Source organism: Duganella sp. 3397, assembly GCF_031456625.1.
GTDB lineage: Bacteria > Pseudomonadota > Gammaproteobacteria > Burkholderiales > Burkholderiaceae_D > Rugamonas > Rugamonas phyllosphaerae.
In genome coordinates, this window is record NZ_JAVDVB010000004.1 from 776,257 (window position 1) to 802,611 (window position 26,355).

General features: G+C 62.7%; 28 protein-coding genes. 16 read left to right on the forward strand and 12 right to left on the reverse strand.

Going from position 1 to position 26,355, the window contains the following annotated elements; genetic code table 11:
• Positions 1-132: 132 nt before the first annotated feature.
• Positions 133-1,575: an exodeoxyribonuclease I gene (gene sbcB, locus J2X54_RS16150; protein ID WP_310182029.1), complete on the reverse strand. Its 1,443-nt coding sequence runs from the start codon at positions 1,573-1,575 to the stop codon at positions 133-135.
• A 94-nt stretch (positions 1,576-1,669) separates the two neighbouring features.
• Between sbcB and J2X54_RS16155 the strand changes: the two genes are divergently transcribed.
• A complete protein-coding gene (locus J2X54_RS16155; RefSeq protein WP_310182030.1) occupies positions 1,670-2,362 on the forward strand; it encodes a DUF5610 domain-containing protein in 693 nt (230 codons plus the stop codon).
• Here J2X54_RS16155 and J2X54_RS16160 read toward each other — a convergent pair.
• Positions 2,359-3,348: a GGDEF domain-containing protein gene (locus tag J2X54_RS16160; protein ID WP_070250436.1), complete on the reverse strand. Its 990-nt coding sequence runs from the start codon at positions 3,346-3,348 to the stop codon at positions 2,359-2,361. The genes J2X54_RS16155 and J2X54_RS16160 overlap by 4 nt on opposite strands.
• Before the next feature lie 141 nt (positions 3,349-3,489).
• On the opposite strand from J2X54_RS16160, the gene J2X54_RS16165 reads away from it, so the two are divergent.
• The gene (locus J2X54_RS16165; RefSeq protein ID WP_310182031.1) at positions 3,490-4,275 is read left to right on the forward strand and encodes a helical backbone metal receptor; all 786 of its coding nucleotides are present in this window, start codon (positions 3,490-3,492) and stop codon (positions 4,273-4,275) included.
• A gap of 35 nt (positions 4,276-4,310) precedes the next feature.
• Here J2X54_RS16165 and J2X54_RS16170 read toward each other — a convergent pair whose 3' ends face one another.
• From J2X54_RS16170 to J2X54_RS16185, 4 genes are all read right to left on the reverse strand, one after another.
• Positions 4,311-4,688 (reverse strand): HPF/RaiA family ribosome-associated protein, encoded by a 378-nt coding sequence (locus tag J2X54_RS16170; protein ID WP_310182032.1) that lies wholly within the window; start codon positions 4,686-4,688, stop codon positions 4,311-4,313.
• A gap of 111 nt (positions 4,689-4,799) precedes the next feature.
• Positions 4,800-5,459 (reverse strand): DUF1345 domain-containing protein, encoded by a 660-nt coding sequence (locus J2X54_RS16175; RefSeq protein ID WP_070250439.1) that lies wholly within the window; start codon positions 5,457-5,459, stop codon positions 4,800-4,802.
• Positions 5,456-6,706, reverse strand: a complete 1,251-nt coding sequence (locus tag J2X54_RS16180; protein ID WP_310182033.1) for an MFS transporter — start codon at positions 6,704-6,706, stop codon at positions 5,456-5,458. Before J2X54_RS16180 ends, J2X54_RS16175 begins: the two co-directional genes overlap by 4 nt.
• A gap of 67 nt (positions 6,707-6,773) precedes the next feature.
• The gene (locus J2X54_RS16185) at positions 6,774-7,814 is read right to left on the reverse strand and encodes a CDP-6-deoxy-delta-3,4-glucoseen reductase (RefSeq protein ID WP_310182035.1); all 1,041 of its coding nucleotides are present in this window, start codon (positions 7,812-7,814) and stop codon (positions 6,774-6,776) included.
• Between the two features lie 12 nt (positions 7,815-7,826).
• On the opposite strand from J2X54_RS16185, the gene J2X54_RS16190 reads away from it, so the two are divergent.
• Positions 7,827-8,717 carry an SDR family oxidoreductase gene (locus tag J2X54_RS16190; protein ID WP_310182037.1) on the forward strand — a complete coding sequence of 297 codons (891 nt, stop codon included), beginning with the start codon at positions 7,827-7,829 and terminating at the stop codon, positions 8,715-8,717.
• Positions 8,718-9,006: 289 nt separating this feature from the next.
• Positions 9,007-9,246, forward strand: coding sequence for a hypothetical protein (locus J2X54_RS16195; RefSeq protein WP_019921686.1), 240 nt, complete (start codon positions 9,007-9,009; stop codon positions 9,244-9,246).
• 71 nt (positions 9,247-9,317) lie between these two features.
• Here the strand turns inward: J2X54_RS16195 and J2X54_RS16200 are convergent, their stop codons facing one another.
• The 4 genes from J2X54_RS16200 to J2X54_RS16215 all read right to left on the reverse strand — a co-directional run bounded on the left by J2X54_RS16200 (position 9,318) and on the right by J2X54_RS16215 (position 14,007).
• Positions 9,318-9,509 carry a hypothetical protein gene (locus J2X54_RS16200; RefSeq protein WP_070250448.1) on the reverse strand — a complete coding sequence of 64 codons (192 nt, stop codon included), beginning with the start codon at positions 9,507-9,509 and terminating at the stop codon, positions 9,318-9,320.
• A 54-nt stretch (positions 9,510-9,563) separates the two neighbouring features.
• A complete protein-coding gene (locus J2X54_RS16205; RefSeq protein ID WP_310182040.1) occupies positions 9,564-10,169 on the reverse strand; it encodes a glycine-rich domain-containing protein-like in 606 nt (201 codons plus the stop codon).
• A gap of 66 nt (positions 10,170-10,235) precedes the next feature.
• Positions 10,236-12,089 carry a CHASE domain-containing protein gene (locus tag J2X54_RS16210; protein ID WP_310182042.1) on the reverse strand — a complete coding sequence of 618 codons (1,854 nt, stop codon included), beginning with the start codon at positions 12,087-12,089 and terminating at the stop codon, positions 10,236-10,238.
• Between the two features lie 151 nt (positions 12,090-12,240).
• Positions 12,241-14,007, reverse strand: a complete 1,767-nt coding sequence (locus J2X54_RS16215) for a glutamine--tRNA ligase/YqeY domain fusion protein (RefSeq protein ID WP_310182044.1) — start codon at positions 14,005-14,007, stop codon at positions 12,241-12,243.
• A 183-nt stretch (positions 14,008-14,190) separates the two neighbouring features.
• Here J2X54_RS16215 and J2X54_RS16220 point away from each other — a divergent pair, with 183 nt between their 5' ends.
• From J2X54_RS16220 to J2X54_RS16235, 4 genes are read left to right on the forward strand one after another with little or no spacing between them, the layout of a single operon-like run.
• Entirely contained in the window at positions 14,191-14,484 is a 294-nt protein-coding gene (locus tag J2X54_RS16220; protein WP_056137364.1) for a DnaJ domain-containing protein, read from the forward strand.
• A 29-nt stretch (positions 14,485-14,513) separates the two neighbouring features.
• On the forward strand, positions 14,514-15,014 hold the full coding sequence (locus J2X54_RS16225) for a hypothetical protein (protein WP_070250456.1): 501 nt from the start codon (positions 14,514-14,516) through the stop codon (positions 15,012-15,014).
• A 1-nt stretch (position 15,015) separates the two neighbouring features.
• Positions 15,016-15,789 (forward strand): hypothetical protein, encoded by a 774-nt coding sequence (locus tag J2X54_RS16230; protein WP_310182045.1) that lies wholly within the window; start codon positions 15,016-15,018, stop codon positions 15,787-15,789.
• 14 nt (positions 15,790-15,803) lie between these two features.
• Positions 15,804-16,706, forward strand: a complete 903-nt coding sequence (locus J2X54_RS16235) for a hypothetical protein (protein WP_070250460.1) — start codon at positions 15,804-15,806, stop codon at positions 16,704-16,706.
• A 105-nt stretch (positions 16,707-16,811) separates the two neighbouring features.
• Here the strand turns inward: J2X54_RS16235 and J2X54_RS16240 are convergent, their stop codons facing one another.
• Positions 16,812-17,714 carry a LysR substrate-binding domain-containing protein gene (locus J2X54_RS16240; protein ID WP_310182046.1) on the reverse strand — a complete coding sequence of 301 codons (903 nt, stop codon included), beginning with the start codon at positions 17,712-17,714 and terminating at the stop codon, positions 16,812-16,814.
• Positions 17,715-17,818: 104 nt separating this feature from the next.
• Here J2X54_RS16240 and J2X54_RS16245 point away from each other — a divergent pair, with 104 nt between their 5' ends.
• From J2X54_RS16245 to J2X54_RS16260, 4 genes are all read left to right on the forward strand, one after another.
• The gene (locus J2X54_RS16245) at positions 17,819-19,075 is read left to right on the forward strand and encodes an MFS transporter (protein WP_310182047.1); all 1,257 of its coding nucleotides are present in this window, start codon (positions 17,819-17,821) and stop codon (positions 19,073-19,075) included.
• A 117-nt stretch (positions 19,076-19,192) separates the two neighbouring features.
• The gene (locus J2X54_RS16250; RefSeq protein ID WP_070250470.1) at positions 19,193-19,543 is read left to right on the forward strand and encodes a hypothetical protein; all 351 of its coding nucleotides are present in this window, start codon (positions 19,193-19,195) and stop codon (positions 19,541-19,543) included.
• A gap of 80 nt (positions 19,544-19,623) precedes the next feature.
• On the forward strand, positions 19,624-19,800 hold the full coding sequence (locus J2X54_RS16255; RefSeq protein WP_310182048.1) for an mRNA interferase: 177 nt from the start codon (positions 19,624-19,626) through the stop codon (positions 19,798-19,800).
• A gap of 32 nt (positions 19,801-19,832) precedes the next feature.
• The gene (locus tag J2X54_RS16260) at positions 19,833-20,126 is read left to right on the forward strand and encodes a type II toxin-antitoxin system HicB family antitoxin (protein WP_310182049.1); all 294 of its coding nucleotides are present in this window, start codon (positions 19,833-19,835) and stop codon (positions 20,124-20,126) included.
• Between the two features lie 19 nt (positions 20,127-20,145).
• Here the strand turns inward: J2X54_RS16260 and J2X54_RS16265 are convergent, their stop codons facing one another.
• Complete coding sequence (locus tag J2X54_RS16265; protein ID WP_070250472.1) at positions 20,146-21,375, reverse strand: CaiB/BaiF CoA-transferase family protein; 1,230 nt, start codon at positions 21,373-21,375, stop codon at positions 20,146-20,148.
• A 108-nt stretch (positions 21,376-21,483) separates the two neighbouring features.
• Here J2X54_RS16265 and ugpQ point away from each other — a divergent pair, with 108 nt between their 5' ends.
• From ugpQ to J2X54_RS16285, 4 genes are all read left to right on the forward strand, one after another.
• On the forward strand, positions 21,484-22,236 hold the full coding sequence (ugpQ, locus tag J2X54_RS16270) for a glycerophosphodiester phosphodiesterase (protein ID WP_310182050.1): 753 nt from the start codon (positions 21,484-21,486) through the stop codon (positions 22,234-22,236).
• Positions 22,237-22,306: 70 nt separating this feature from the next.
• Positions 22,307-24,916 carry an alanine--tRNA ligase gene (alaS, locus tag J2X54_RS16275; protein ID WP_310182051.1) on the forward strand — a complete coding sequence of 870 codons (2,610 nt, stop codon included), beginning with the start codon at positions 22,307-22,309 and terminating at the stop codon, positions 24,914-24,916.
• A gap of 262 nt (positions 24,917-25,178) precedes the next feature.
• Positions 25,179-25,406 carry a sulfurtransferase TusA family protein gene (locus J2X54_RS16280; RefSeq protein ID WP_026637260.1) on the forward strand — a complete coding sequence of 76 codons (228 nt, stop codon included), beginning with the start codon at positions 25,179-25,181 and terminating at the stop codon, positions 25,404-25,406.
• Positions 25,407-25,604: 198 nt separating this feature from the next.
• On the forward strand, positions 25,605-26,354 hold the full coding sequence (locus J2X54_RS16285) for an electron transfer flavoprotein subunit beta/FixA family protein (protein WP_070250478.1): 750 nt from the start codon (positions 25,605-25,607) through the stop codon (positions 26,352-26,354).
• Position 26,355 lies beyond the last annotated feature (1 nt).

Sequence of the window (26,355 nt, forward strand, 5' to 3'; positions counted from 1 at the left end):
CCGTCAGCGTACAAAAACTGGATCCCCGCCTGCGCGGGGATGACGGTTTTACCGCACTCGATCCCCGCCTGCGCGGGGATGATGGTTTTACTGCCGGTGGTCGAGGTCGATTTCCCCGGTCGCCATCGCAACTCAATGCGCCGGCGCCACCATTTCCGCGTACTCGTACAAATCCGCCAGGATCTGCTCGGCCCGCTCGTCGGCATCCTGCTGCAGCTGATCGATCTCGCCGAAGAACTGGTCGATGGTCCGCGCGCCGCTGGTGCCTTCGTAGAAGCGTCCGGCGCGGTGCTGCTCCCATTGTTCCATTTCAGCTTCCGACAAGGTTTCGGGATAGTTGCGGGCGCGGTAGCGGAACACCAGTTCGGCCAGGCGCGCGTCGCCGAACGACGGTGACGCCACGGCCAGCCGCGCCGGGCTTTCCTTGCGCAGGCTGTCGAGCGTGCGGCGGTCGTCCTTGCTGATGAAGCCGTTGTACAAATCCTCGTCCACGTCGAGCGGCTCGCCCAGTGGGCGGTGGAATACCTGCGCCCATTCGGCGTCGAGGTTGCGGCCGGCGGCGGCCAGCGCGGCGTTGGCCTTGCTCTGGTCGAGATCGATTCCCCAGCGTGCCGCCATGGCTGGCGACAGCGTCTTCAGGTTAGACACCAGCATCGGCGACTTGTTCAGGTGGATGCTTTTGACCGGCAGCCGCGTGGTGCCTTCGGGCAGGGCGTCGGTGCGGCTGAAGATGCGGGTGCGGATGGTGTCGGCGTCGAGCGAGAACAGTTCGGTCGGATCGTAGGTGCAATCCCAGACGATCACTTCGTTCTTGTTGGTCGGGTGCGTGGCCAGCGGCCACACCAGCGCCAGGCAGCCGCGCTCGGCCGGGAACATGCCCGACACGTGCAGGAACGGCGACCGCAGGTGCGGCGCCAGGTGCATGCCGATCTCGTCGGCCACGCGGTCCTTCTTGTGCAGCGCCAGGCAGAAATCGAACAGCTTGGGCTGGTGCTGGCGGATCAGGCGCGCCAGCGCGATGGTGGCGCGCACATCGGACAGCGCATCGTGCGCGGCCTCGTGCAGCAAGCCGTTGGCTTTGGCCAGGTGCTCGAGTTTAAAGCTGGGCTTGCCGTCTTCCTTCAACGGCCATTCGATGCCTTCCGGGCGCAGCGCGTAGGTCATGCGCACCACGTCGAGCAAATCCCAGCGGCCGCAGCCGTTTTGCCACTCGCGCGCATACGGATCGATCAGGTTACGCCAGAACATGAAGCGGGTGATCTCGTCATCGAAGCGGATGGTGTTGTAGCCGACGCCGATGGTGCCGGGCTCGGAAAACGCCTGCTCGATGGTGCGGGCAAACTGGTGTTCGGGCACGCCCCATTCCAGGCACTGCTGCGGCGTGATGCCGGTGATCAGGCACGATTGTGGATCAGGCAAGAAATCATTGGCCGGCTGACAATACAGCATGACCGGATCGCCAATCTCGTTGAGCTCGGCATCGGTGCGGATCGCGGCAAATTGCGCCGGGCGATCACGGCGCGCCATGGCGCCGAAGGTTTCATAGTCGTGCCAGAGGAAAGTCTGTGTGGTCATAAGGGGCAAGGGCAAGGGGCGTATTCAGGGGGGCTACAGTTATTTGTAAAACTGCCGATAATCGGTACTCAGGCATTGAAAAAGGAGCACTACCATGGCTACTCCAGTCTCCATCCCTTCAACTACCACCAGCAGCATCGGCAGCAGCGGCCCGCTCAAGGCCAATCAAGCCACCACGGCGGCCGCCACCGACAAAGCGGCGGACATGTCGCCGACGGCCAAGGCCAAGGCGCAGCTTAATGCATCGATCGTGGAAGCGTCGCTCACGGTGTCGCTCAAATCGGGCAACGATCCGATGTCGGTAATCTTCAAGACCGCGCTCACCGGCATCAACGAGGCGCTCGAGGCCGATTTCGGCAAGGATGCAATCCAGAATGCATCCGCGCAGGACAATAGCCCGGAAGCCACCGCGAACCGCATTGTATCGCTGTCCACCGGGTTTTACGAAGCGTACAAGCGGCAAAACCCGGGCCAGGACGACGAGACCTCGCTCAACAACTTCATGGAGACCATCAAGAAGGGCGTGGAGCAGGGGTTCAAGGAAGCGCGCAGCATTCTCGACGGCTTCAAGGTGCTCGATGGCGACCTGTCCACGAACATCGACAAGACCTATGACCTGATCCAGCAGGGCTTTGCCGATTTCATCGCCGCGCAAAAGGCGCCGCCGCCGGCAGAAAATGCTGCCAGCGCCAGCGCTACCGGCAACGCCAGCGCTGCCGTCACCATCACGCCCAAGGCGCCGGACGATGGCGCCGGCCGCTTCACCATCGATCCACCAGCCGTCTAGCCCGTAAGGTCTTCCTGGACCACGCGGTTGCGGCCCAGTTCCTTGGCGCGGTAGAGCGCGGCGTCGGCCCTGGCGATCAGGTCTTGCTCGCTTTGCTGCGGTTGCAGCGTGGCCACGCCGAACGAGGCGGTGACGTGTGGCAGCGGCTGGCGCATATCGGCAAACACCACCGCCTGCTGCATGCGTTCGCACAGCCGTTCGGCCACGGCTACCGCCAGCTTGCCGTTGGTGTCCGGCAGCAGCACCATCATTTCTTCGCCGCCATAGCGCACCGCGAAGTCGGACGGCCGCAGCGCGCCGCTCAGCACTTGCGCGGCGGTGCGCAGCGCCTGGTCGCCGGCCAGGTGGCCGTGCGTGTCGTTGAAGCGTTTGAAGTGGTCGAGGTCGATCATGATCAGTGCCAGCGGCGCACCCGAGCTGTGCGCAGTCGCGGCCAGCCTGGGCAGCAGGTCGTTCAGCCAGGCGCGGTTGTATAGCCCGGTCAGGCCGTCGTTCATCGACAGCCGGCGGTAGAACTCGCCGAGTTTCTGGCGCGTGCGCAACTGGGCATTGGCGGCGCGGATGCGGAACGACAGCAGCCGCAACAGGTTGCGCGCCACCACGTTGGACTGGTCGATCAGTTTCCACACCAGGTCCGCTTCGATCACCAGTATGTCGCTGTCTTCGAGCGCAGTGATGCGCGACAGGTTGGCTTCTTCGTCCAGCACCGATTGCTCGCCCACGCTTTCGCCCGGCAGCACCTTGCTGACGCTGCCGTTGCCATCTGCCATGCCGGTGTTGCTGTCGGTTTCCACGGCCAGCACGCCGCGCAGCACGATGTACAACTGGGCCTGGTTCGATTCGACTACCGCCTTGCCGGCTTCCAGGCGCATGACGGGGCAGTTGGCCAGCAGCCTGGCGACGGCGGCGTCGTCGTTGGCGTCGCGCAGGAGCTGCAAATCGCCGGGCTGGTAGCCGGCGCTGCCGAAGGTGCTGATCTGTTTCAAGGTGGTTCTTTCAATGGCGCAGCGATGAGTGCTGGCAGGCATTTCTCATAATAGCCCAAACGCCTATACGCGGTCACGCCGGGTAATGAAACTGGTGTAAATTTTACACAGCGCTCGGTTGCATGATGTAGTCTGTCGGGCATGACACTCACCTTTACCGACGCTATCGGCACGCAGCACCAGGCCGACCCCGACGCCCGCATCGTCTCGCTGGTGCCCTCGATTACCGAGCTGCTGTGCGACCTCGGCCTGGCGCCGCAACTGGTCGGCCGCACCGGCTTTTGCATCCATCCAGCCGAACTGGTGCGCAATATCCCCAAGGTCGGTGGCACCAAGGACGTCAATATCGAGAAGATCCGCGCGCTCGCGCCCACCCACCTGGTGGTCAATATCGACGAGAACGAGGAAGAAACGGCCGACCTGCTGGCCGAGTTCGTTCCCAATATCATCGTCACCCATCCGCTCGGGCCGCAAGACAACCTGGCGCTGGCGCGATTGCTCGGCGGCGTGTTCGGCCGCGATGAGGCAGCCGCACACTGGTGCGCCGAGTTCGAAGCCGAATACGCGGCGCTGCAGGCCAGCCCGAAAGGCCCGCCGCAAACAATGTTGTACGTGATCTGGCAAGACCCGTGGATGACGATTTCGCCCGACACCTATATCGCCCGCATGCTGGCCGAAATCGGCTGGCAGGTACCAAGCCTGGGCGACGTGCGCTATCCGCAGTTCCGCTGGGCGCCAGAGCTGGTCAATGGTATCGATGGCGTGTTGTTGTCGAGCGAACCGTACCGGTTCACCGAGGCGCATGTGCATGCGCTCGAGCAGCAGATCGGCAAGCCGGTACTGCTGGTCGATGGGGAAATGTTGTCGTGGTATGGCAGTCGCGCGCTGGCGGGGCTGAAGTACTTGCGGCAACTGGCCCGGGAGTGATGCCGGGCCGCTGCCTGCGCTGGGTAAAGCGAGGGTTACTTGACGTCTTCTTCGACGTCGTCTTCGATCGGCACGGCATCCTTGGCGGAGTGGTGCTTGTCCTTGTCTTGCAGACGGCCCAGGGCGCTGTCGATCGCGCGCTTGAGCTTGGCAGAAGCGCCGCCGATGGCCTGGTGCAGGGTAGCGCTATGGTCGCTGACGGCAATCGGCTTGTAGCCGGTAATGCGGGCTTCCATCAGGCAGCGGTTGTCGCCGTCGGCCGACTTCTGGCCCAGGTTGTCGCTGAGGTGTACTTCGACGCTGGTGATCTGTTCGCCGAAACGGTGGAGTGAATCGCTGACGACGGTGCGTACATGGTCATGAAGGCCTGCATGAACGGCGACGGTCTTATCGGAATTAACATTGATTTGCATACGATTGCTCCTGTCTTTTTGTTTGTCTGCGAAATCATATTACTCCTTTTATCCTTAGGTTCGCGTTAAATACCCCACCTTCGATAACAACCATACTCATCAGTTGATAAGTCAGTTGATCAATGAGGCTGCAATGTTGATCGACAGCCCAAGGATGGCCAGGTTGTAGAAGAAGCACAGCACCGACTGGCCCAGCACCACCTTGCGCATGCGCCGGCTGCGCACGGTCACGTCCGAGGTCTGCACCGCCACCGAGATCGTGAACGAGAAATACAAAAAGTCCCAGTAGTGCGGTTGCAGGTTGCGATCCGGGAAGCCCAGCAGCGGCTCGCTGTCCTTGCTGGTGTAGTACAGGTGGGCATAGTGCGAGCAGAACATCACGCCCACCATCAGCCACGAGCCGATCACGGTCAGCACCACGAACGCGTATTGCAGCGGCAGGTCGGCGGGATGGTCTTTCAGCGACGCCAGTTGCAGCACGATGGCCGCGAGCGAAATCATGATCGCCACCGACAGCGTGGCCAGGATCACCGGGCCTTTTTCGTCCTGGCGGCAGGCGGCGCGGCGGATGTCGTGGTGGTCGGCGCGCACCATCATCGACCCCATCGTCAGCAGGTACAGCCACACCGTCACGTCCCACGCCGTGAGCAGGCGCGTGAGCCAGTGCCAGCCCTCGGGCAGGAACGGCCATACCAGCGCGCCGACCGCCACCGACAGGCTCAGGTGCGGACGGCTGTGGATGATGCGCGGTATGGTCGGGCGCCAGCTCACGGGGTCACCTTCTTCTGGTCGTGCGGGAAGCGGTCCATGCGCGCGAGCACCGGGAACAGGCAAGCCCACAGGCCGGTCACCACCAGCGTGGCGGCGCCGCCGAACAGCACTGCGCGCGTAAGACCCATCCAGCCGGCGGTCACGCCCGATTCGAATTCACCGAGTTCGTTGGAGGCGCCGATGAACACCGAGTTGACCGCGCTCACGCGGCCACGGATGTGGTCCGGGGTTTCGTACTGCACCAGCAGGTGGCGCACGTACACGCTGACCATGTCGCCCATGCCCATCAGGAACAGCGCGACCAGCGCGACGATGAAGGTTGAGGTGGCGCCCAGCACCAGCGTGCCCAGGCCGAAGATCGCCACGCCGCCGAACATCCAGGCCCCCACCCGGCGCGTGATCGGGAAGAAGGCCAGCCCGATCGAACACAGCGCGGCGCCGATGCCGGGCGCGGAGCGCAGCATGCCCAGGCCCTGCGGCCCCACGTGCAGCACGTCGTGCGCCAGCGCCGGCAGCAGCGCGGTGGCGCCGCCGAACAGCACCGCGAACAGGTCGAGCGAAATCGCGCCCAGCACCACCGGGCGCGAACGCACGAAGCGCAGGCCTTCGAGCACCGTGTGCCAGGTGGCCGGTTCACGGTTGCTCGGCTGCTTGACCGACTTGACCAGGCACATCAGGATCACCGAGACCACCAGCATGCTCGACGAAACCATATAAACCGTTTTCGGACCTGCCAGGTAGAACAGGCCACCCAGGGTAGGGCCCATGATCACGGCCACGTGCATGCTGGAAGAACTGAGCGCCACCGCCTTGCCGAAGCTCTCGGGCGGCACCAGGTTGACCAGGATGGCCTGCGTGGCCGGCCCCATGAAGGCGCGCGCGCTGCCGAACAGCACCAGCACCGCGAACACCGGCCACACTTGCGTCAGGCCCGCGTAGGTAAAGGCCAGCAGCGACAGGCCGCACAGCAGTTGCGCGGCCAGCGCGCCGGCGATCAGGTTGCGGCGGTTGTAGCGGTCGGCCGCGTGGCCGGCGATCAGGATCAAGAGCAGGAACGGCGCAAACTGCGCCAGGCCGATCAGGCCCAGGTCGAACAGGTTGCCGGTCATCGAATAGACTTGCCAGCCGATGGCGACGTTCTGCATTTGCACGGCCAGGGTGCCGAGGGTGCGGGCAAACAGGTAAAAGGTGAAGTTGCGGTGACGCAGGACGCTGAAACCGTTGGAGACTGTGGGACTGGCGGACATGAAGGCTTTCAGGGAGCAGAGCCCCGGGACTCTGCATCCCCGGCCCTGCTGGTCGATGCGATGACGATTATTTGATCAAACCCGGTTGGTGCAGATCGGCTTCGGTGGTGAAGGCGTCGGCGTAGAACTCCTGCTCCGGCAGGCCGCACCGGGCCACGAAGTCGCGCAGCGCCGCCTCGACCATCAACGGAGCGCCGCAGGCATACACCTGGTGACCCGACAGGTCGGGCAGGTCGTTGACCACGGCCTGGTGCACGAAGCCGGTACGCCCGGACCAGTTGTCTTCGGGCAGGGCGTTCGAGACTACCGGCACGTAGGTGAAGTTGGGCAGGATCGCTTCCCACTGGCGGCACAGCGCGTCCATGTACAGGTCTTGCGGGCGGCGTCCGCCCCAGTACAGGGTCATCGGCCGGGAAGAATTCTCGGCGCGCAGGTGTTCGACGATGGCCTTGATCGGTGCAAAGCCGGTGCCGGAGGCCAGCAGCACCATCGGCTTGTCGCTGTCGTCGCGCACGAAGAAGGTGCCCATCGGGCCTTCGAAGCGCAGGATGTCGCGCTCCTTCATGGTGGTAAATACCTGGTCGGTAAACAGGCCGCCGGGCAGGTGGCGGATGTGCAGCGTGAGCGGCAGGTCCTGCCCCGGTGCGGTGGCGATGCTGTAGCTGCGGCGTTTGCCGTCGCGCAGCAGGAATTCGACGTACTGGCCGGCGCGGAACTTGAGCGTCTCGTTCGCTGGCAGTTGCAAGGTCATCACGATGACGTCCGGCGCGACTTTTTCGAGCGAGGAGACGCGCGACGGCATCTTGCGGATCGGGTATTCGGCGCTGCCGGCCACTTCGCGCGCCTCGATCACCAGGTCGGCGGCGGTGGTGGCGCAACAGAACAGCGCGAAGCCGGCCGCTTCCTCGTCCAGGCTCAGGGCCCGTTCCTGGTGCGCCTTGTGGGTGACGGCGCCTTCGATGACCTTGCCCTTGCACGAGCTGCAAGCGCCGTTTTTGCAACCGTAGGGCAGTCCCACGCCGGCGCGGATGGCGGCTGCGAGGATGGTTTCATCCTCGTCGCACGGGAATTGGTGGCCGCTAGGCTGTACAGTAATTTGAAACGTCATACAATCCTTCAGATGAAAAACCCTCATTACCCTATTCGCTCGAAACTCAACCTGCCGCGCCTGCTCATCGTGGGCTGCGGCGACGTCGGCAAACGCCTGCTGCCGCTGTTGCGCGGCCACTATCGCGTATTTGCCACCACCAGCAGTCCCGAGCGCTGCGCCGAATTGCGGGCGCTGGGCGCCGTGCCCATCGTGGCCGACCTCGACCAGCCGGCCAGCCTGCGCCGCCTCGCTGGCCTGGCGCCGACCATCGTGCACCTGGCGCCGCCGCAGGGCGAAGGGCCGCTGGACCGGCGCACGCGCAATCTGACCGCCATTTTACCCGAGCACGCCCGAGTCGTTTATGTGAGCACTACCGGCGTGTATGGCGATTGCGGCGGCGCCCTGTTCGACGAAACCCGGCCGGTGGCGCCGCGCAATCCCCGCGCCACGCGCCGCGTCGATGCCGAGCAGGTATTGCGGCGCTGGGCGGTGCGCAGCGACTCCACGCTGGCGATCTTGCGCGTGCCCGGCATTTACGGCGCCGAGCGGCTGCCACGCAAACGCCTGGAGCAGGGCACCCCGGCCCTGATCCCCGCACACGATGTATTTACCAACCACATCCATGCTGACGACCTGGCCGCCATCATTGTCCGCGCGCTGCGCCACGGCAAGCCGAATCGCCTCTACCATGCGGTGGATGACAGCAACATGAAAATGGCCGACTACTTCGACGCCGTGGCCGATGCGCTGGGGCTGGCACGGCCGCCACGGCTGCCGCGCGCGCAGTTGCAGGAAGTGGTGACGCCGGCGCTGCTGTCGTTCATGTCCGAATCGCGTCGGCTCGACAATGGCCGCATCAAGCACGAGCTGGGCGTGCGGCTGCGCCACCCGACGGTGGCGGATATGCTGGCCTCGTTGTAAATTTTTGTAAAGTCGCGTTGCATTTTTGCAATTACAGGAGCCGCAGGTTAACATTACCGGCTTCTATACCTTTTTTTACAATTCTTTTTTGTTCTAGCACAAGAAATCGGGTTAGAATCTCACACATTGTCACGGATAGTGTTTTTTCACTTATTCGTCGTATAACAAAGATGTGTACGTAGCGAGATCGGTGGCTATCATGAGCGCATGATTTCTCTAACTGCACCGATAATTTTATTAGTCAATGTGTCGCTTTATTCCAACGGCGACCCCGAACCTGCTAAATATCATGTCCATTAAAGAAATCACCTCCTCCCCGACCTACAACCCGAACCGCGTCCTCGATGCGATCATTGAAAAACTGCAACTGAAAAATGATGCAGCCCTGTCACGCGCGCTGGAAGTGGCGCCGCCGGTGATCAGCAAGATCCGCCACAACACGCTGCCGATTGGCGCAACCATCCTGATCCGCATGCACGAAATCAGCGATTTCAGCATCCGCGAACTGCGTGAAATGATGGCGAACTAAGTTGAACGCCTTCCAGTAAAACGGCGCGTCACCCTTGCGGGGACGCGCCGTTTTGCTGACTAAAGAAGCATTTATGCAGTGGTGTTGATCATGCTGCCTAAGCGCTGGCCGCTGGTGTTGACCATGGGCTGCGGTGGCGGTTGCTGCTGTTGCTGCGGCGGCTGGGCCGCTGGTTCGGGCTGGCGCGCTACCGGTTCCGCCTGGCGCGGTGGTGGCGTGGTCTGGATGTTAACGTTGCTACTGGCGACAGAATTGACGGCCATGATGGGCTCCCAACATCGGTTGAAGCCCGAGTATGCCACTTTATTTGGCAGATGTCAGCTCAGGCGTGGCCGTTCCGTGTACAGCGGCGAAACCTGTGGCGAGATTGCACTGCCGCAATAAGCTGCCGTCGTGGAGCCGCAATACGCGTAGGCCCCGGCCTTGAGCGTGGCGCTGCCGCAGTACGCCGCAGTTGCCGAGCCGCAGTACGCCGCCGTGGCCGAGCCGCAGTAGGCGTTCTGGTTCGCCTGGACGGTCGCGCTGCCGCAATACGCCGCGCCAGCTGCGGCGGCGGCACTGCCGTAGGCGACGCCGAATTCCGCTTCATACAATTCTTTCATGCGATTGCCGATGCGCACCAGGGTGGCGGCATCTTCCTCGCCGCGCATGCCGATGTAGGGGAAGTGGTGCAGGAAATAGCCGAACACTGCCTGGCAGTCGGCCGCATACTTCATCGTATCGAGAATGTGGTAGTGCCAGAAGGTATCGACATCGACCAGCGGCGAGGTTTGCTCGTCCGGGAATTTCTTCATCAGGGTCAGGAAGCGGCGGTATTCGAGCTCGACTGCATTGGCGCGTTCGAGGGTCCAGCCTTCGCCGGACTCCTTGTGCATGAGTTTGACTTTGATCGGTTCCAGGTCCAGCGCGGCGATGGCATTCATGACGTTCCTTTGCTCAGGTTGAGGAAAATGGACAACACGTCGAGTTTGCTCTTGCCTAAGTAATACTCATTGATTTTCATCAATATTCGTAAGGAAGTTCCTAGCGGCGTGAGATTTTTCCATGGCGGGGTCCATGACCGGCGCGCCATGTCCGAGCGGAACCGAGATGGAGACCATGGTGCCACCGTTGGGGCCGCCTTGGATGGCGCAGGTGCCGCCCAGCAAGGTGATTCGCTCCTCGATGCCGACCAGGCCGAACGACCCGACCTTGTTGCGGCTGTTGGCGCGCAGGCCAACGCCATTGTCGGTGATGGTCATGGTCAGCATATCGTCCACTTCGGCCAGCTCTACCCGCACCAGGCTGGCACGCGCATGCTGGGCGATATTGCTGAGCGATTCCTGCAAAATGCGGAAGATGGCGGTGGCGCAGCGGTCATCGACGCGGATATCCTGCTGGTGCTCGATGAACTCGCACACCATGCCCGAACGGGTGCGGAACTGGGCGATCTGCCATTCGACTGCCGGGTTCAGTCCCAGGTCCAGCACGGTGGGCCGCAAGTCGTTGATGATGTGGCGTACGCTCTTGATGGTGCTGTCGATCTGGTGCAGCGTGGCCACCGCGCGCGCGTGCAGGCGCGGATGGCGGTGGCGGGTGCGGGTGGCCAGCAGGTCGGCCTCGATGCGCAGCACCAGCAAGTTTTGCCCGAGGTCGTCGTGGATTTCCCGCGCGATGCGCTTGCGTTCCTGCTCCTTGATCTGGTCGGCGTGGGCTGCCAGGCGGCGCAGCTTGTGGTGCGATTGCTGCAGCCTGGCCTGGCTGTCGCGCAATTCGCTGGTCATTTCCTTGGCCATCGCAATGGCGCGCAGGCGCGACGACGACAGCGTGTGGAACAGCAGGTAAAACATCAGCGTGCCGATGAAGCCGGTGGCCATGGCCAGCCAGGGCAAAAACAGGTCGAAGCGACTGGACCAGGCCCGCTTGGGCGCACTGAACAGGGTGTGCCATTGGCGGCCATGGAAGTCGAGCGGCAGCACCACCGAGTACAGTTGCGAGGGCCGCTCATTCTTGCCCAGCGGCTGGCTGTCGAACAGCAGCGTGTTGCGCGCCATTGGCGCGCTGGCGCTGCCGCCGTCGTACAGGCGCAGCCGCACATCGCGCACCTGCATCTGCTCCATGGCCAGTTGCACCAGCCGTGGCACGCTGAAGCCGATGCCCACCGAGCCAATGAAATTGGCGCGGCGCTGCTCGACCGTCTCGCGCGGCGCGCCGTGCCGGTACAGGGCCAGCCGCAGCGCCATGCCGCCGCCGCCCTGGCCCAGGCTATTCATTTCAATCAACTGGCCCGACGTGCTCACTTCGCCGGTATCGCGCGCACGCGCCAGCGACTCGGCCACGGCCGGGCGGGCGGCGATATTCAGGCCGACCCGGTCGCGGAACCTGGCGATTGGCTCGATCATCGTAATCACCGAATAATCGGGCCGACGGTCGCGCGGACGGATCTCGAAAGCGGGATAGCCGTCGGCCCTGCCGTCGCCGCTGTGGCGGGCGGCCTGCTCGAAGGTGTCGCGACCGGCATCGGTGAGGTAGGGGCAATAGTTGATGCCGTCAAGGGCAGGGTAGTGCTGCGGTAATTGCAGCCCGCTCACGAAACGGTGGAAATCGGCGGGGGTGATGTTGTCGCTGGCGTCAAAAAAACTGGCGGTGGCGCGCAACACGTTGGTATACGAATCGATATGCGCGCTGATGTGGTACTGGGCATTGCGCGCTTGGTGCATGAAGCGAGCTTTGCCGTCGTATTCGACCGCGTGGTCGGCGGCCACGTAGCACAATGCACCCACAGCCAGCGAGAGCAGGATGCCTGCCCACCACACCGGTTTCGATGGGGAAAACCATTGCCGTTGCGCGAGAAATCCCGCCATTGCCACTGCCTTTCAGAGGTCTCGCAGGTCCGCAGAATATAGCTAATTTTTCACCGAGTGTTGACTATAGAAAATATCTGTTATGCAAGTCAAGTAAAAAAAAGGCCGGCGCTCCCCGCAGGAGGCGCGGGCCCCTGGCAGCAAGCGCTATTTACTTGGCGACGAAACTGTCCTTGAGCGTGACGATGCGGTTGAACACCGGCTTGCCTGGCTGCGAGTCGACGCGATCGGCAACAAAATAACCGTGACGTTCGAACTGGTAGCGCTGGTCCGGCAAGGCCGCGCTCATGCCCGGCTCCAGGTAGGCGGTAATCGTTTCCAGCGCGTTCGGGTTCAGCAATTGCGTGAAGTCCTTGCCGCCGGCATCCGGGTGCGGGTCGTTGAACAGGCGCTCGAACAAACGCACTTCGGCTGGCAGGGCGGTGGCGCTTGATACCCAGTGAATATTGCCCTTGACCTTGTAGTTGTCAGAGCCGGGCGTGCCCGACTTGGAGTCCGGGAAATAGTTGACGTGCACCGCCACCACTTTGCCGTTCTCGTCCTTGTCAAAACCGGTGCACTCGGTCACATAGCCGTGGCGCAGGCGTACCCGGCTGCCCGGCTTGTCGTCGCTCGGCGGCGAGTAGCGGAAATAGCCCTTGCTCGGCACTTCCATGAAGTCTTCTTCCTCGATCCACAACTCGCGCGTGATCGGGAAGGTGCGCATGCCCATTTCCGGGTGGTGCGGGTGGACCGGCGACGTGCATTCTTCGCTCAGGCCTTCAGGGTAGTTGTCGATGATCAGCTTGAGCGGACGCAGCACGGCAGTGGCGCGCGGCGCCTTCGGATCGAGGTCTTCGCGCAGGCAGCCTTCGAGCGTGCTCATGTCGATCCAGCTGTCGGCCTTGGTCACGCCGATGCGTTCGCAGAACAGCTGGATCGCTTCGGGCGTGTAACCACGGCGGCGCAGGCCGACGATGGTGGGCATGCGTGGGTCGTCCCAGCCATTGACAATGCCGTCTTCGACCAGTTGCCGCAGCTTGCGCTTGCTCATCACCACGTAAGTGAGGTTGAGGCGCGAGAATTCGTACTGGTGCGGCACCGGCAGCTTGAAGAAACCGCCTTTCGAGAGGGTAGCCAGCACCCAGTCGTAGAACGGCCGGTGGTCCTGGAACTCCAGCGTGCACAGCGAATGGGTGATGTTTTCCAGCGCGTCCGAAATCGGGTGGGTGTAGTCGTACATCGGGTAGATGCACCAGGCGTCGCCGGTGCGCACGTGGTGGGCGTGGCGGATGCGGTACAGCGCCGGGTCGCGCAGGTTCATGTTCGGCGATGACATGGCGTCTTCGCTGACCTTGGCGCGCAGGATGTGCTCGCCGTCAGCGTACTTGCCGGCTTTCATGTCGCGGAAGATTTGCAGCGATTCGGCCACCGGGCGGTTGCGGAACGGCGAATCCTTGCCGGGCGTATTGAAATTGCCGCGATTGGCCGCCATATCGTCTGCCGACTGGCTGTCCACGTAAGCATAACCCTGCTCGATCAGGTACTCGGCCATCGCGTACAGCTGGTCGAAGTAGTCCGAGGCGTAGTGCAGGTGGTGTTCCACGGTGCCGTCGGCCTTGGGGTAATCGTAATTGAAGCCCAGCCATTTCACGCTGTCGATGATGGTGTCGACGTACTCCTGCTCTTCCTTGGCCGGGTTGGTGTCGTCGAAGCGCAGGTGGCAGCGGCCCTGATAGTCGCGCGCCAGGCCGAAATTGAGGCAAATCGACTTGGCGTGGCCCACGTGCAGGTAGCCATTGGGTTCCGGCGGAAAGCGGGTGATCACGGTGGGCAGGTCGTCGCGCGCATAGGTGCCGGCTGCCTGGTCGTGGTCGATGATCGCACGCAGGAAGTTCGAGGTCGGTTCTGGCGTCGGGCTTTTTTTATCGTTGCTCATCTGGAAGATTGACTTGAAGAAGTTCGTGTAAAGGCCATTTTACCGTATCCCCCGGGCGCGCCGAGGGGAAATGCTGCATTGCGGCGACCGGTCGCGAGTGCAGCCATGAGCAAGCCGGGAGCGGGCAGGGCGCGACAGGTATAATTCGCCTTTGGTTCATCACATTGTTTCGGAGTTTCCCAAATGGAAAATCACTACAACACGCTGGGAATCGCGCCGAACGCCACCGAGGACGAGATCAAGAAGATTTATCGTTCGCTGGCGATGCGTTTTCACCCGGACCGTAACCAGGCGCCCGGCGCCGAGGCGCGCTTCAAGGCCATCACCAAGGCCTATGAAATCCTGTCGGACCCGGTCAAGCGTGAAGAATACAACCAGAGCGTGAATCACCGCATCATCATCGATGCCGAGGCCGAGGCTTACCAGCTGTGGCGCTCCCTGTTCAGCCTGCATGGCACGACGTTGCCAGCCGCCTGACCGCATCACATCATAACGAAAGCAAGAACATGAGAAAAGTACACCCGGAGTTCGCCTACCAGTCGCGTGAGCTCGAAGGCCAGATCGACGGCATCCTGGGCGACCCGCCCGACCGCAAGAACTACCAGCGCATGATCGATGCCCTGGTGGACGAGTACGCCACTGGCGGCGGCATCGAGGATGTCAACATGCTGGCTTTTGCGCTGGTCGATGCGCTCGAGTTCTCGGACCCGAAAGGCCTGCTGGCCGAAGCGGGCGATTACGAGTTCGGCGACGCCACGCGCGTGTTCGCCATGGCGTCGTGCAAGGGCGAGGCGGCTGGCCGCATGTACGCTGCCTTGCAGGAAAATATGCCCGACCTGGCGCGCCAGGCCATCATCACCGCCTTCCTGTTTAAAAATCCGCGCAAGTGGGACGACGACGACCAGTCGCTCGAGCAACTGTCGGCCAACGACGATGGCGACGATATCGAAGACGAAGACAACGCGACCGACGATTTTGCGCAAATGTTCGACAAGGATGGAGATTAATATGTCCGACCAAACCCGCAATCTGCCCGCGCTGAGCAAGCAAGTGACCGAACTGGTGCTGGCCGGCTCGCTGGGCCATGCCGAGCAGGCCTTTGCCGACGCCGCCGACCAGTACGGCGACCTGGCCGTGGTGGAAGTGCTGTCCAGCATCCCGCCGCAAGTGACTGCCTTGCACATGGCCGGTTTCGACGGCGGCAAGATGTCGCTGGCCACGTTGCTGGTGCCGCCCAAGGCCTGGGCCGACAGCCTGGCCTTTATCGCCGCCACCTGGCCCGACGACCAGATCGAGGACGATCCCGAGCGCATCGCCGAGTCGCTGTTCGCCCACGTCCACGGCGTGGTGTTTGCCACCGACGACGAAGAGCGCCGCAACGAACTGCTGGCGGCCGCATCGGCGCCCGACCATGGCGCCACCATGTTCGCGATCCTGTTCTCGATGGCGCCCAAGGAAATCCTCGAAGTCGCTGGCGAGATCATCGCCAAGGGCCCGTACCTGACCGGCCAGACCTCGTCCGACAACGACGTGGTACCGCTGGCGATCGCGCTGGCGCAGGCGTCGGAAGACGGCTGGGACCGCGCCTTGTTCGAGCTGTTCCCGGAGTTCCGCCACAGCGCCGACCTGGCCGACGCCGAGTTCAACGACGACCCGGACGAAGAGCAGAACTTCCTGCAACGCTCGACCAAGGAACTGCTGTACCGCCTGCGCAAGCAAGTGCCGTCCACGCGCGTGGTCAAGACGTCGCGCCGCAGTGTCGGCAGCGGCATTTTCTCGTGATGGAACGCTGACCCATGCTGCCAGCAATCGTCAAAGAAAACCTGCCGCGCTTAACGCGCGCGATCCAGAAACTGGCCACCGAGTCCGATCTCGACCTCGACCCTGACGCCGCCTACACGCTGGCCGACGAACTGACCGGCATTACCGCCATGGTGGCCGAAAAGTTCACCAACGACCGCACCGCCGACGGCATCCAGAAGGCCTTGCAGCTGACGGTGGGCGCGGTGTCGCTGGGGCTTGACCATGCGTTGCCCGAGGCGGACGAGGGCAGCGACGATCCCGATCTCGACGCCCTCGATCTGTTGATCGAGGAGGGCGCCGAGCACGCGTTCCAGATCGGTTTTCGCCTGATCAAGGAGCTGTCGGCCTTGCCGGAGGATTCCCTGGTCGGCGAATACGATACCGACCCGGTGTACGCGGCGCGTCGGCTGCGCGACCTGTTCGTCGACCTGTGCCAGACCGACCCGAACCAGAACTGGAACGGCAGCGACCGCTACGTGGTAATGCTCAAGCAGCGCAAGGAAGTGCAGGCCATCGTGCGCCTGGCCAACTGGCTGCGCCGCCACCACAGCGAAGGCCCGGTGGCCGATACCGACTTGAATGCCGAGGGCGTAATTGCGCTGGCGATCATTTTCGCGGTGGAAGGCGGGGGCAGGGTGATCGCGCGGACCGGCCAGAAGGAGTTCGAGCGCTTCGTCAAATCGGTGCGCAAGAACAAGCCCGACTTCGAAGAAGGCTGGGCTGCGCTGGTGGCAGCCGTGCCGGTGCAACACCACCCGGTGCTGCTCGACCGCATCGCCAGTTACCGCGAGACGTGCACGGTGCTGCAGCATATTCGTGGCCGTACCGCGATGAAGACCTTGTTTGCGGAGCTGGAGAATTATGCGGGCTCGGAGCTCGATGCCGATTATTCGTAAAGCAATTGGATTCCCGCCTGCGCGGGAATGACGGAGTTACGTCTAACAATAATCGTGATTCCGCATCGGCGGACCGCCGCGCAGCCGGGAATCCAATTCGGCCCCTCAGCCCGCAGTCTCGACAGCCACTTCCTCGGCCACCGCCACAAACCCCGCCACCAGCGGCGAAATCTCGTCCGTGCGCCGCGCCAGCAGCAGCGCCGTATTGGCCTCGGGATCGGCCAGTGGCCGGTAACACACGCCGCCCAGGCGGATAATCTCGAACGAACTCGGTAACACCGAAATGCCGCTGCCGGCCGCCACCAGGCCGATGATGGTCGAGCCTTCCGCCGCCTCCACCGCGATGTTCGGCACAAACCCCGCCTCCTTGCATAAGCGGAAAATCTGCGGGTGGATGCCGGTGCCGGCCGTCTTCGGGAACATCACCAGCGGTAACCCCTTGAGGTCGCTGATCGCAATCGCCTGCTTGTGCGCCAGCGGGTGTTCGATCGGCAACACCAGTACCAGCGGATCGCGCCGCAGCACGGTCAACTCCACGCCATCGGGCAGCGCCTGCTCGGGTGGCCGCACCAGGCCCAGGTCGAGCCGGCGGTCGACAATCGCGTCGAGCTGCTCGAAGGTGGACTGCTCGTGCAGGGTCAACGTTACGCCAGGATAGCGCTGGCGGTAGCGGTTGATCACGGTGGCGAACAACGGCGTCAACGGCGTGGAAAAGGTAAAGCCGACGCGCAGTTCGCCGGCCTCACCGCGTTCGGCCCGGCGCGCCGTCTGCTTCGCCTGCTCCGACAACGCCAGCACGCGCCGGGCATCGTCGAGAAACAGCTTGCCCGCTTCCGTCAGCCGCACCCAGCGCTTGCTGCGTTCGAGCAGTTGCGCGCCCACTTCGGCTTCCAGCATCTGGATCTGGTGACTGAGCGGCGGCTGGCCGATGTGCAGGCGCTCGGCGGCGCGGGTAAAACTGAGCTCTTCGGCGACGGCAACGAAGTAGCGGAGATGGCGCAATTCCATGGCTGTTATCTTTTTAAAGTATGACTAACGACTTAAATATATATTGGACAGTCGTATCGTGCAATCCTAAGATGGCTTAACGCCTTCGCTTCAGATTGCTTGCCATGTCTACCGCAGCCACTGCCACCATCACGTCGCCATTGCCTTCGCAGCCCAAGCCGGCGCCGCGCATCGCCGCTGGCACCGCCGACTTCAAGCGCAGCAACCGCGCCATGTTCTTCGGCGGTTTTTCGTGCTTTGCGCTGCTCTACTGTGTGCAGCCGTTGATGCCCTTGCTCTCGCGCGAATTCGCGCTGAGCGCGGCGCAAAGCAGTCTCGCATTGTCGATCTCGACCGCCGCCCTGGCCGTGTCGCTGGTGATCTCGAGCGCGATCTCCGAGCGGCTCGGCCGCAAACCGTTGATGGTGGCTGCCATGGCGATCGCCGCCATGATGACGGTGCTGTGCGCATTCGCCCACAACTACCACCAGCTGCTGGCCATGCGCGCCTTGCTGGGCGTGGCCCTCGGCGGCATGCCGGCGATTGCCATGGCCTATCTTGGCGAGGAAATCGAGCCGACGTCGCTGGGCCTGTCGATGGGTTTGTACATCAGCGGCAGCGCCTTTGGCGGCATGGCGGGCCGGGTGATCACGTCGGTATTGAGCGACCATTTTTCGTGGCGGCTGGCGATCGGTATCGTCGGCGTGGCCGGCATCCTGGCGGCGTGGGAGTTCTGGCGCAGCCTGCCGGCGTCGCGCCACTTCACGCCCTCGAACGGCGGCTGGCGTACCTTGCCGGCCGGCTTCAAGCTGCACCTGAGCGACGCCGGCCTGCCGTGGATGTTTGCGCTGGCCTTCCTGCTGATGGGCGCATTTGTCAGCCTGTACAACTACATTGCTTACCGCCTGCTCGGTGCGCCGTTCGGCCTGAGCCAGAGCCTGGTGGGCATGGTGTCGTTCCTGTATCTGCTGGGCATTTACAGCTCGGTGTGGGCCGGCAAGCTGGCCGACCGGTTCGGCCGTCGCCACGTGTTGTGGGTGGTGATGGCGCTGATGCTGACCGGGTTGCTGCTCACGCTGTCGAACTGGCTGCCGCTGATCATTGCCGGCGTGGCGCTGTTTACCTACGGCTTTTTCGCCACGCACTCGGTGGCCAGCAGCTGGGTGGGGCGGCGCGCACTGTCCAACAAGGCGCTCGCTTCGGCGTTGTACCTGTTCTTCTATTATCTCGGCTCGAGCGTGGTGGGTTCGGCCACCGGTGTGATGTGGGAGCGCAGCGGCTGGCCGGGCGTGGTGATGGTGCTGGGCGCCTCGCTGGGCCTGGGCTTGCTGGTGGCGCTGCGCCTGCGCAGCCTGGCGCCGCTGGGCGTCGCCGAGAGATGAGATGGCGCAGAAGCGCTCTGATCCACGTCAATAAATAATACGGAATCTGTCGGCCGCAGCCGGTGTCGAATCAAGATGGGAGCGCTGTTCGTTCCCTCTTCTTTCGGGAGTGACACCATGCAGCCCAACAATGAGCGCAACAACGACCGCAGCGACAATATCCAACGCCGTTTCCATCTGCTCGAACAAGCGATCGGCCAGGCCGCCGAGGCCAGTTCGGCCGAACCTCAACTCCCCAGCGAACTGCGCGACAGCATCCAGCGCGTGGACCGCCTGGGCGACACCGCGCGCGACATCCTGCAAACAGGTGACCCGGCCCGCATCCGCAAATTGCTCGCCGACATGACCACCTCTGCCGAACGCGCCCGCCGCGTGTGCACCAACCTGCCGCAGCTGTCGGCCCAGATCCGCGGCGCGGTCAGCCACATGGTCAGCCAGATCCAGGAGTTGAAAAGGGATTTGCAGTAGTCGGCTGGAAGCCCACGCCAAAAGGTGCCGCTCTGCTTGCTTGAGCGGACTCGAAAAACCGACTATATTCAGGCGAGACCATGAAGCAAAGTGAATTCCTGCACTGGCTCATGCAGCACGGCGTCCAGGTCAAGCAAGGCGCGAAACACTTGAAGCTCTACGCCAATGGCGAACAAACGATACTGCCGCGCCATCCGTCAAAAGAACTCAAGCAGGCGCTGGTCGACCCGGTCAAGAAAAAACTGCGGCTGGTTTGAAGCCGCGTTGACTCTCAACAAAGGAGGTTGCCATGCAATATCCCGCCGTTTTTTCACCCGATCCCTCGGGCGGGTACGTGATCACGTTCCCTGATATTCCCGAGGCGATTAGCCAGGGCGATACTGAAGCCGAAGCCATCTGCATGGCCGAGGATGCGCTGGTAACCGCGCTGGATTTCTATTTCGAGGATCACCGCGCAGTACCGGCGCCGTCGCAGCCCAAAATTGGCCAGCGGCTGGTCGCTTTGCCGGCAGCGCTGGCCGAGCGGGTCCGCTCGTTCAATGCTGTGCTGGGGCGGCAAGGGTTGGGGGCGTTCCAGGCCTGAGTAGCACCGCAGTTGCGCCTTAAAGTACACCCTTGGCCCGCAGCGCGGCTATCTCGGCATCGCTGTGGCCCAGCAAGTCGCGCACGATGTCCTCGGTATGCTGGCCCAGCAGCGGCGGCGCCACGGCATTGTCCGCCGGCGAGGCCGACAGGCGCATCGGATTGCGTACCAGCTTGACGGTGCCGGCGGTGGGGTGCGGCACTTCGGTGACGATGCCGCGCGCCAGCACTTGCGGGTTGCTGTACACGTCGTCGAGGTTGTTGATCGGGCCGCAGGGCACGCCCACTGCTTCGAGCTGGTCGATCCAGAACGCGCGCGACTGGCGCAACACCATCTCGGCCAGCAGCGGCACCAGTTCCTCGCGGTGCTTGACGCGCAGCGGATTGGTGGCGTAGCGCTCGTGCAAGGCCAGGTCGGCGCGGCCGCCCACCTCGACGAATTTCTGGTACTGGCCGTCGTTGCCGGTGGCGACGATGATGTAGCCATCGGAGCAGGCAAAGGTCTGGTAAGGCACGATGTTCGGATGCGCATTGCCCCAGCGCTTGGGGGGCTTGCCGCTGTTGAGGTAGTTGCTGCCCATATTGGCCAGCATGGCCACCTGCACGTCGAGCAGCGCCATGTCGATGTACTGGCCTTCGCCGCTGCGGTCGCGGTGGGTCAGCGCCGCCATGATGGCGATGGTGGCATACATGCCGGTCATCAGGTCGGTCAGCGCCACGCCGGCTTTTTGCGGGCCGCCGCCGGGCAGGTCGTCGCGTTCGCCGGTCACCGACATCAGGCCGCCCATGCCCTGGATCAGGAAATCATAGCCGGCGCGGTGGGCGTACGGGCCATCCTGGCCGAAACCGGTCACCGAGCAATAGACGATATCGGGCTTGATGGCCTTGAGCGACTCGTAATCGAGGCCGTAGCGTTTCAGCTGGCCGACCTTGTAGTTTTCCAGCACCACGTCGCAGTGCACCACCAGTTCGCGCAGCAGGGCCTGGCCGTCAACGCTGGCGATGTCGATCGTCACCGAGCGCTTGCCGCGGTTGGCGGCCAGGTAATAGGCGGCTTCGGTGGTGTCGTTGCCGTCGGCGTCTTTGGCGTAGGGCGGGCCCCAGGCGCGGGTGTCGTCGCCGTTGCCGGGGCGTTCGATCTTGATCACGTCGGCGCCCAGGTCGGCCAGGTTTTGCGAACACCAGGGGCCGGCCAGCACGCGGCTCAGGTCCAGCACGCGGAGGTGGCCCAGCGCTTTCGGTAAAGTCATTATTGTCTCTCTTTGGTCAGTCGTCTCGCCCGCCAGTGTAGTGTCTGGGGCACGATCGTGATAGTGTCGTGGTGCCGTCCCTCCCAATTCCATCACTAATTCGGCATCATGTGGCCCTATCCTAAAATTGTTGCGCATCGCGGCGGCGGCACCCTGGCGCCGGAAAACACGGTGGCCGGCTTGCGCGCCGGCCTCGCTTACGGTTTCCATGCTGTCGAGTTCGATGTGATGCTGTCGAAAGACGGCATCGGCATGGTCATGCACGACCCCGATTTCGGCCGTACCGTGGCCGGTGCCGGCCAGGTCGCGCACACGCTGGCGCGCGACCTGGCGGCGATGGATGCGGGCAGCTGGCACAGCGCGCAGTTTGCGGGCGAACCGGTGCCGTACTACACCCAGTTCATCGATTACTGCAAAGAGCAGGGCATCTGGATGAACGTCGAGATCAAGCCCGCCGACGGTTTTGCCGCAGCCACCGGCGCCTGGGTGGCGCGCGTGACGCGCGACTCTTACGCGGACGAGATTGCCGCTGGCGACATGGCCCAGGTGCCGTTGCTGTCCTCGTTCAGCATGGAGGCCCTGGCCGCCGCCCGCGACGCCGCCCCCGACGTACCGCGCGCCTGGCTGCTCGACCGTATCCCCGCAGACTGGCAGGAGCAGGCCAGGGCGCTGCAGGCGGTGTCCATCAACACCAATCACCAGCATTTGACCCTGGAGTTGGCCGCCAGCATCAAGGCTGCCGGTTTTGGCCTGTTTTGCTACACCGTCAACGATCCGGACCGGGCCAGGGAAATCCTGTTGTGGGGCGTGGACGGCTTTTGCACTGACCGCATCGATTTGATCGGCCCGGCATTCGCCTGAGACCCTGCCGTAGTGGACGTCATATATAATCAACCCTTTGCATCTGCCAGCTACCCTCCCTGCATACGCCATGAAATCATCTGAAATCCGCGAGAAGTTCCTCAAGTTTTTTGAATCCAAGGGTCACACGATTGTCCGTTCCAGCCCGCTGGTACCTGGCAATGATCCGACCATGCTGCTCACCAACAGCGGCATGGTGCAATTCAAGGACGTTTTCCTTGGCCTCGATACGCGCCCGTATTCGCGCGCGACCTCCGTGCAGCGCTGCGTGCGCGCCGGCGGCAAGCACAACGACCTGGAAAACGTCGGCTACACCGCGCGTCACCACACGTTCTTCGAAATGCTGGGCAACTTCAGCTTCGGCGACTATTTCAAGCGCGACGCCATCCAGTACGCCTGGGAACTGCTGACCAAGGTCTACGGCCTGCCAGCGGAAAAGCTCACCGTCACCGTCTACTTCGAAGATGACGAGGCCTACGACATCTGGGCCAAGGAGATCGGCGTGCCGACAGAGCGCATCATCCGTATCGGCGACAACAAGGGTTCGCGCTACGCGTCCGACAACTTCTGGCAGATGGCCGACGTGGGGCCGTGCGGCCCGTGCACCGAGATCTTCTATGACCACGGCGCCGACATCTGGGGCGGCCCCCCCGGCTCGGCCGAGGAAGACGGCGACCGCTTCATCGAAATCTGGAACCTGGTGTTCATGCAGTTCAACCGCGACGAAGCTGGTAATATGAACAAGCTGCCCAAGCCGTGCGTCGATACCGGCATGGGCATGGAGCGCCTGGCCGCCGTGCTGCAACACGTGCACAGCAACTACGAAATCGACCTGTTCCAGAACCTGATCAAGGCTGCCGCGCGCGAAACCGGCGCCACCGACCTGGAATCGAAGTCGCTGCGCGTGATTGCCGACCACATCCGCGCCGCCTCGTTCCTGATCGTCGACGGCATCATCCCTGGTCCGGAAGGCCACGGTTACGTGCTGCGCCGCATCATCCGCCGCGCGCTGCGTCACGGCCACAAGCTGGGCCAGACCAAGCCGTTCTTCTACAAGCTGGTGGCAGACCTCAACATCGAGATGGGCGTGGCTTACCCGGAACTGGCCGAAGCCCGCGACCGCGTCGCTGCCACGCTGAAAGCCGAGGAAGAGCGTTTTGGCGAAACGCTGGAAAACGGCATGAAGATCCTGGAAGCGCAGCTGGCCAAGGATCCGACCAAGCTCGACGGCGGCACCGCGTTCACCCTGTACGACACCTACGGCTTCCCGCTGGACCTGACCGCCGACATCTGCCGCGAGCGCAACATCACGCTCGACGAAGCAGGTTTCAACGCCGCCATGGAACAGCAAAAGAAAACCGCGCGCGCGGCCGGCAAGTTCAAGATGGCTGCCAACGTCGAATACACGGGCGAAAAGACCAGGTTCATCGGTTACGACGACATGAGCGTCAACTCGAAAGTCATCGCGCTGTACGCCAATGGCGTCTCGGTGCCGGAACTCAAACAAGGCGAGTCGGGCATCGTGGTACTCGACACCACGCCGTTCTACGCCGAATCGGGCGGCCAGGTCGGTGACCAGGGCGCCATCAAGGCGACCGGCGCCTTGTTCGACGTGGAAGACACGCTGAAAATCCAGGCCGACGTTTTTGGCCAGCACGGCGTGCTGACCGAGGGCAGCCTGAAAGTGGGCGACGCGGTGTCGGCCGAAGTGGACCTGCACAAGCGCGGCCGCACCATCCGCAACCACTCGGCTACCCACCTCATGCACAAAGCCCTGCGCGAAGTGCTGGGCGGCCACGTGGCGCAAAAAGGCTCGCTGGTCGATCCGGACAAAACCCGTTTCGACTTCAGCCACAACGCACCGTTGACGGCCGAGCAGATCGCCGAAGTGGAAGCCAAGGTCAATAAAGAGATCCTGGAAAATCACGCGACGAAGGCCCAGCACATGTCGTTCGACGACGCCGTCAAACATGGCGCCATGGCGCTGTTCGGCGAGAAGTACGGCGACGAAGTGCGCGTGCTCGACATCGGCACCTCGAAAGAGCTGTGCGGCGGTGTGCACGTGCAGCGTACCGGCGACATCGGCCTGTTCAAGATCATCGGCGAAGGCGGCGTTGCTGCCGGCATCCGCCGCGTGGAAGCGGTGACGGGCGAGGGCGCGCTGGCGCTGGTGCAAGGCATGGCGCGCAAGCTCGGCGATGCTGCAGCTGCGTTCAAGGCTAATCCGGACGAGCTCCTGGTCAAGATCGGCGCCGTGCAGGATCAGGTGAAATCGCTGGAAAAAGAACTGGCGGCGCTGAAGTCGAAACTGGCTTCGGGCCAGGGCGACGAACTGGCCACCAAGGCGGTCGACGTCAACGGCATCAAGGTGCTGGCAGCGGTGCTGGAAGGCGCCGATGTGGCCACCCTGCGCGAGACCATGGACAAGCTCAAGGACAAGCTCAAGACCGCCGCCATCGTGCTCGCCGCCGTCAACGACGGCAAGGTGAGCCTGATTGCCGGTGTGACGGCGGACGCCACGGCCAAGGTCAAGGCCGGCGAACTGGTGAACTTCGTTGCACAACAAGTGGGCGGAAAAGGCGGCGGACGCCCCGATATGGCGCAGGCCGGCGGTACCGATCCAAGCGGTTTGCCGAACGCGCTGGCAGGTGTTGCCGCATGGATTGGTGGCCGGGCGTAATCACGCTTTTGAGTGCTAATCTGCAAGTAAGCCTGTAGAATCAGGGATAACGACGGCCCGCGTGTCAAGCGCGGGCCGTTGTTGTTTGAAAGACCTGATTGTATACTTGCAAGTTCCCGTTGCAGAATTGCAACGAGCTGCGAACTATTTTGGTGCAGCGCGTCAAGAGCTGCGAAAAGGAGTAGTATTGCGAAAATGCCTTACTACTTCCTAGCTAACTAGCGGGTTCAAGATGACCGACACGATACTAGACAACGAAATCATGGAATTCCACATGGAACTCGATGCGCGCGAACTGCACTGTCCGCTGCCGATCCTCAAGGCTAAAAAAGCCCTGGCGGAACTGCAAAGCGGCGAAGTGCTGCGCATCATGGCAACCGATCCTGGCTCCGTTCGCGACTTCCAGGCTTTCGCCAAACAAACCGGCAACGCACTGCTCTCGCACGTGCAAACGGGCCGCGAATTCGTCTTTTTGATGCGCCGCAAATAAGTTTTTCGCTGTTCATTCCCTACCCAGCATTGCAAATGGAATAATCGTCTAAATGAGTTTTTAGACGATTTCCACTAACTAAAAATCGCACGATCGTGCTTTAATTTATTGTGTCCGGCGGATTTCTCATATAATCTAGCCCACTAATTTGGATCGTTTGTTTAGATCGTTATTCACTATTTTCCCAAAGGCACAGCTATGAAAGTCTTGGTACCCGTCAAACGCGTGGTCGACTACAACGTCAAGGTGCGCGTCAAATCGGACGGCACCGGCGTCGATATCGCCAATGTCAAAATGTCGATGAACCCGTTCGACGAGATCGCGCTGGAAGAAGCCACGCGCCTCAAGGAAGCCGGCAAGGTTACCGAAGTGGTGGCGATCTCGTGCGGCGTGGACAAGTGCCAGGAAACCCTGCGCACCGGCATGGCCATCGGCGCCGATCGCGGCATCCTGGTGCAAACCGACGTGGAACTGGAACCGCTGGCAGTGGCCAAGCTGATCAAGGCGCTGGCCGACAAGGAGCAGCCGCAACTGATCATCCTGGGCAAGCAGGCCATCGATGACGACTCCAACCAGACCGGCCAGATGCTGGCAGCCTTGCTTGGTTGGCCACAAGCGACGTTCGCGTCGAAAGTGGTGCTCGAAGACGGCAAAGCCACGGTCACCCGCGAAGTGGACGGCGGCCTGGAAACCCTGGCGCTGACCCTCCCGGCGATCATCACCACCGACCTGCGCCTGAACGAGCCGCGCTACGTGACGCTGCCGAACATCATGAAGGCCAAGAAGAAACCGCTGGACGTGACCACGCCGGCAGACCTGGGCGTCGATGTGACCCCGCGCCTGAAAACGCTGAAGGTTGTCGAGCCTGCCAAACGCTCGGCCGGCATCATCGTGCCGGACGCCGCCACCCTGGTCGCCAAGCTGCGCACCGAAGCCAAAGTCATCTAAA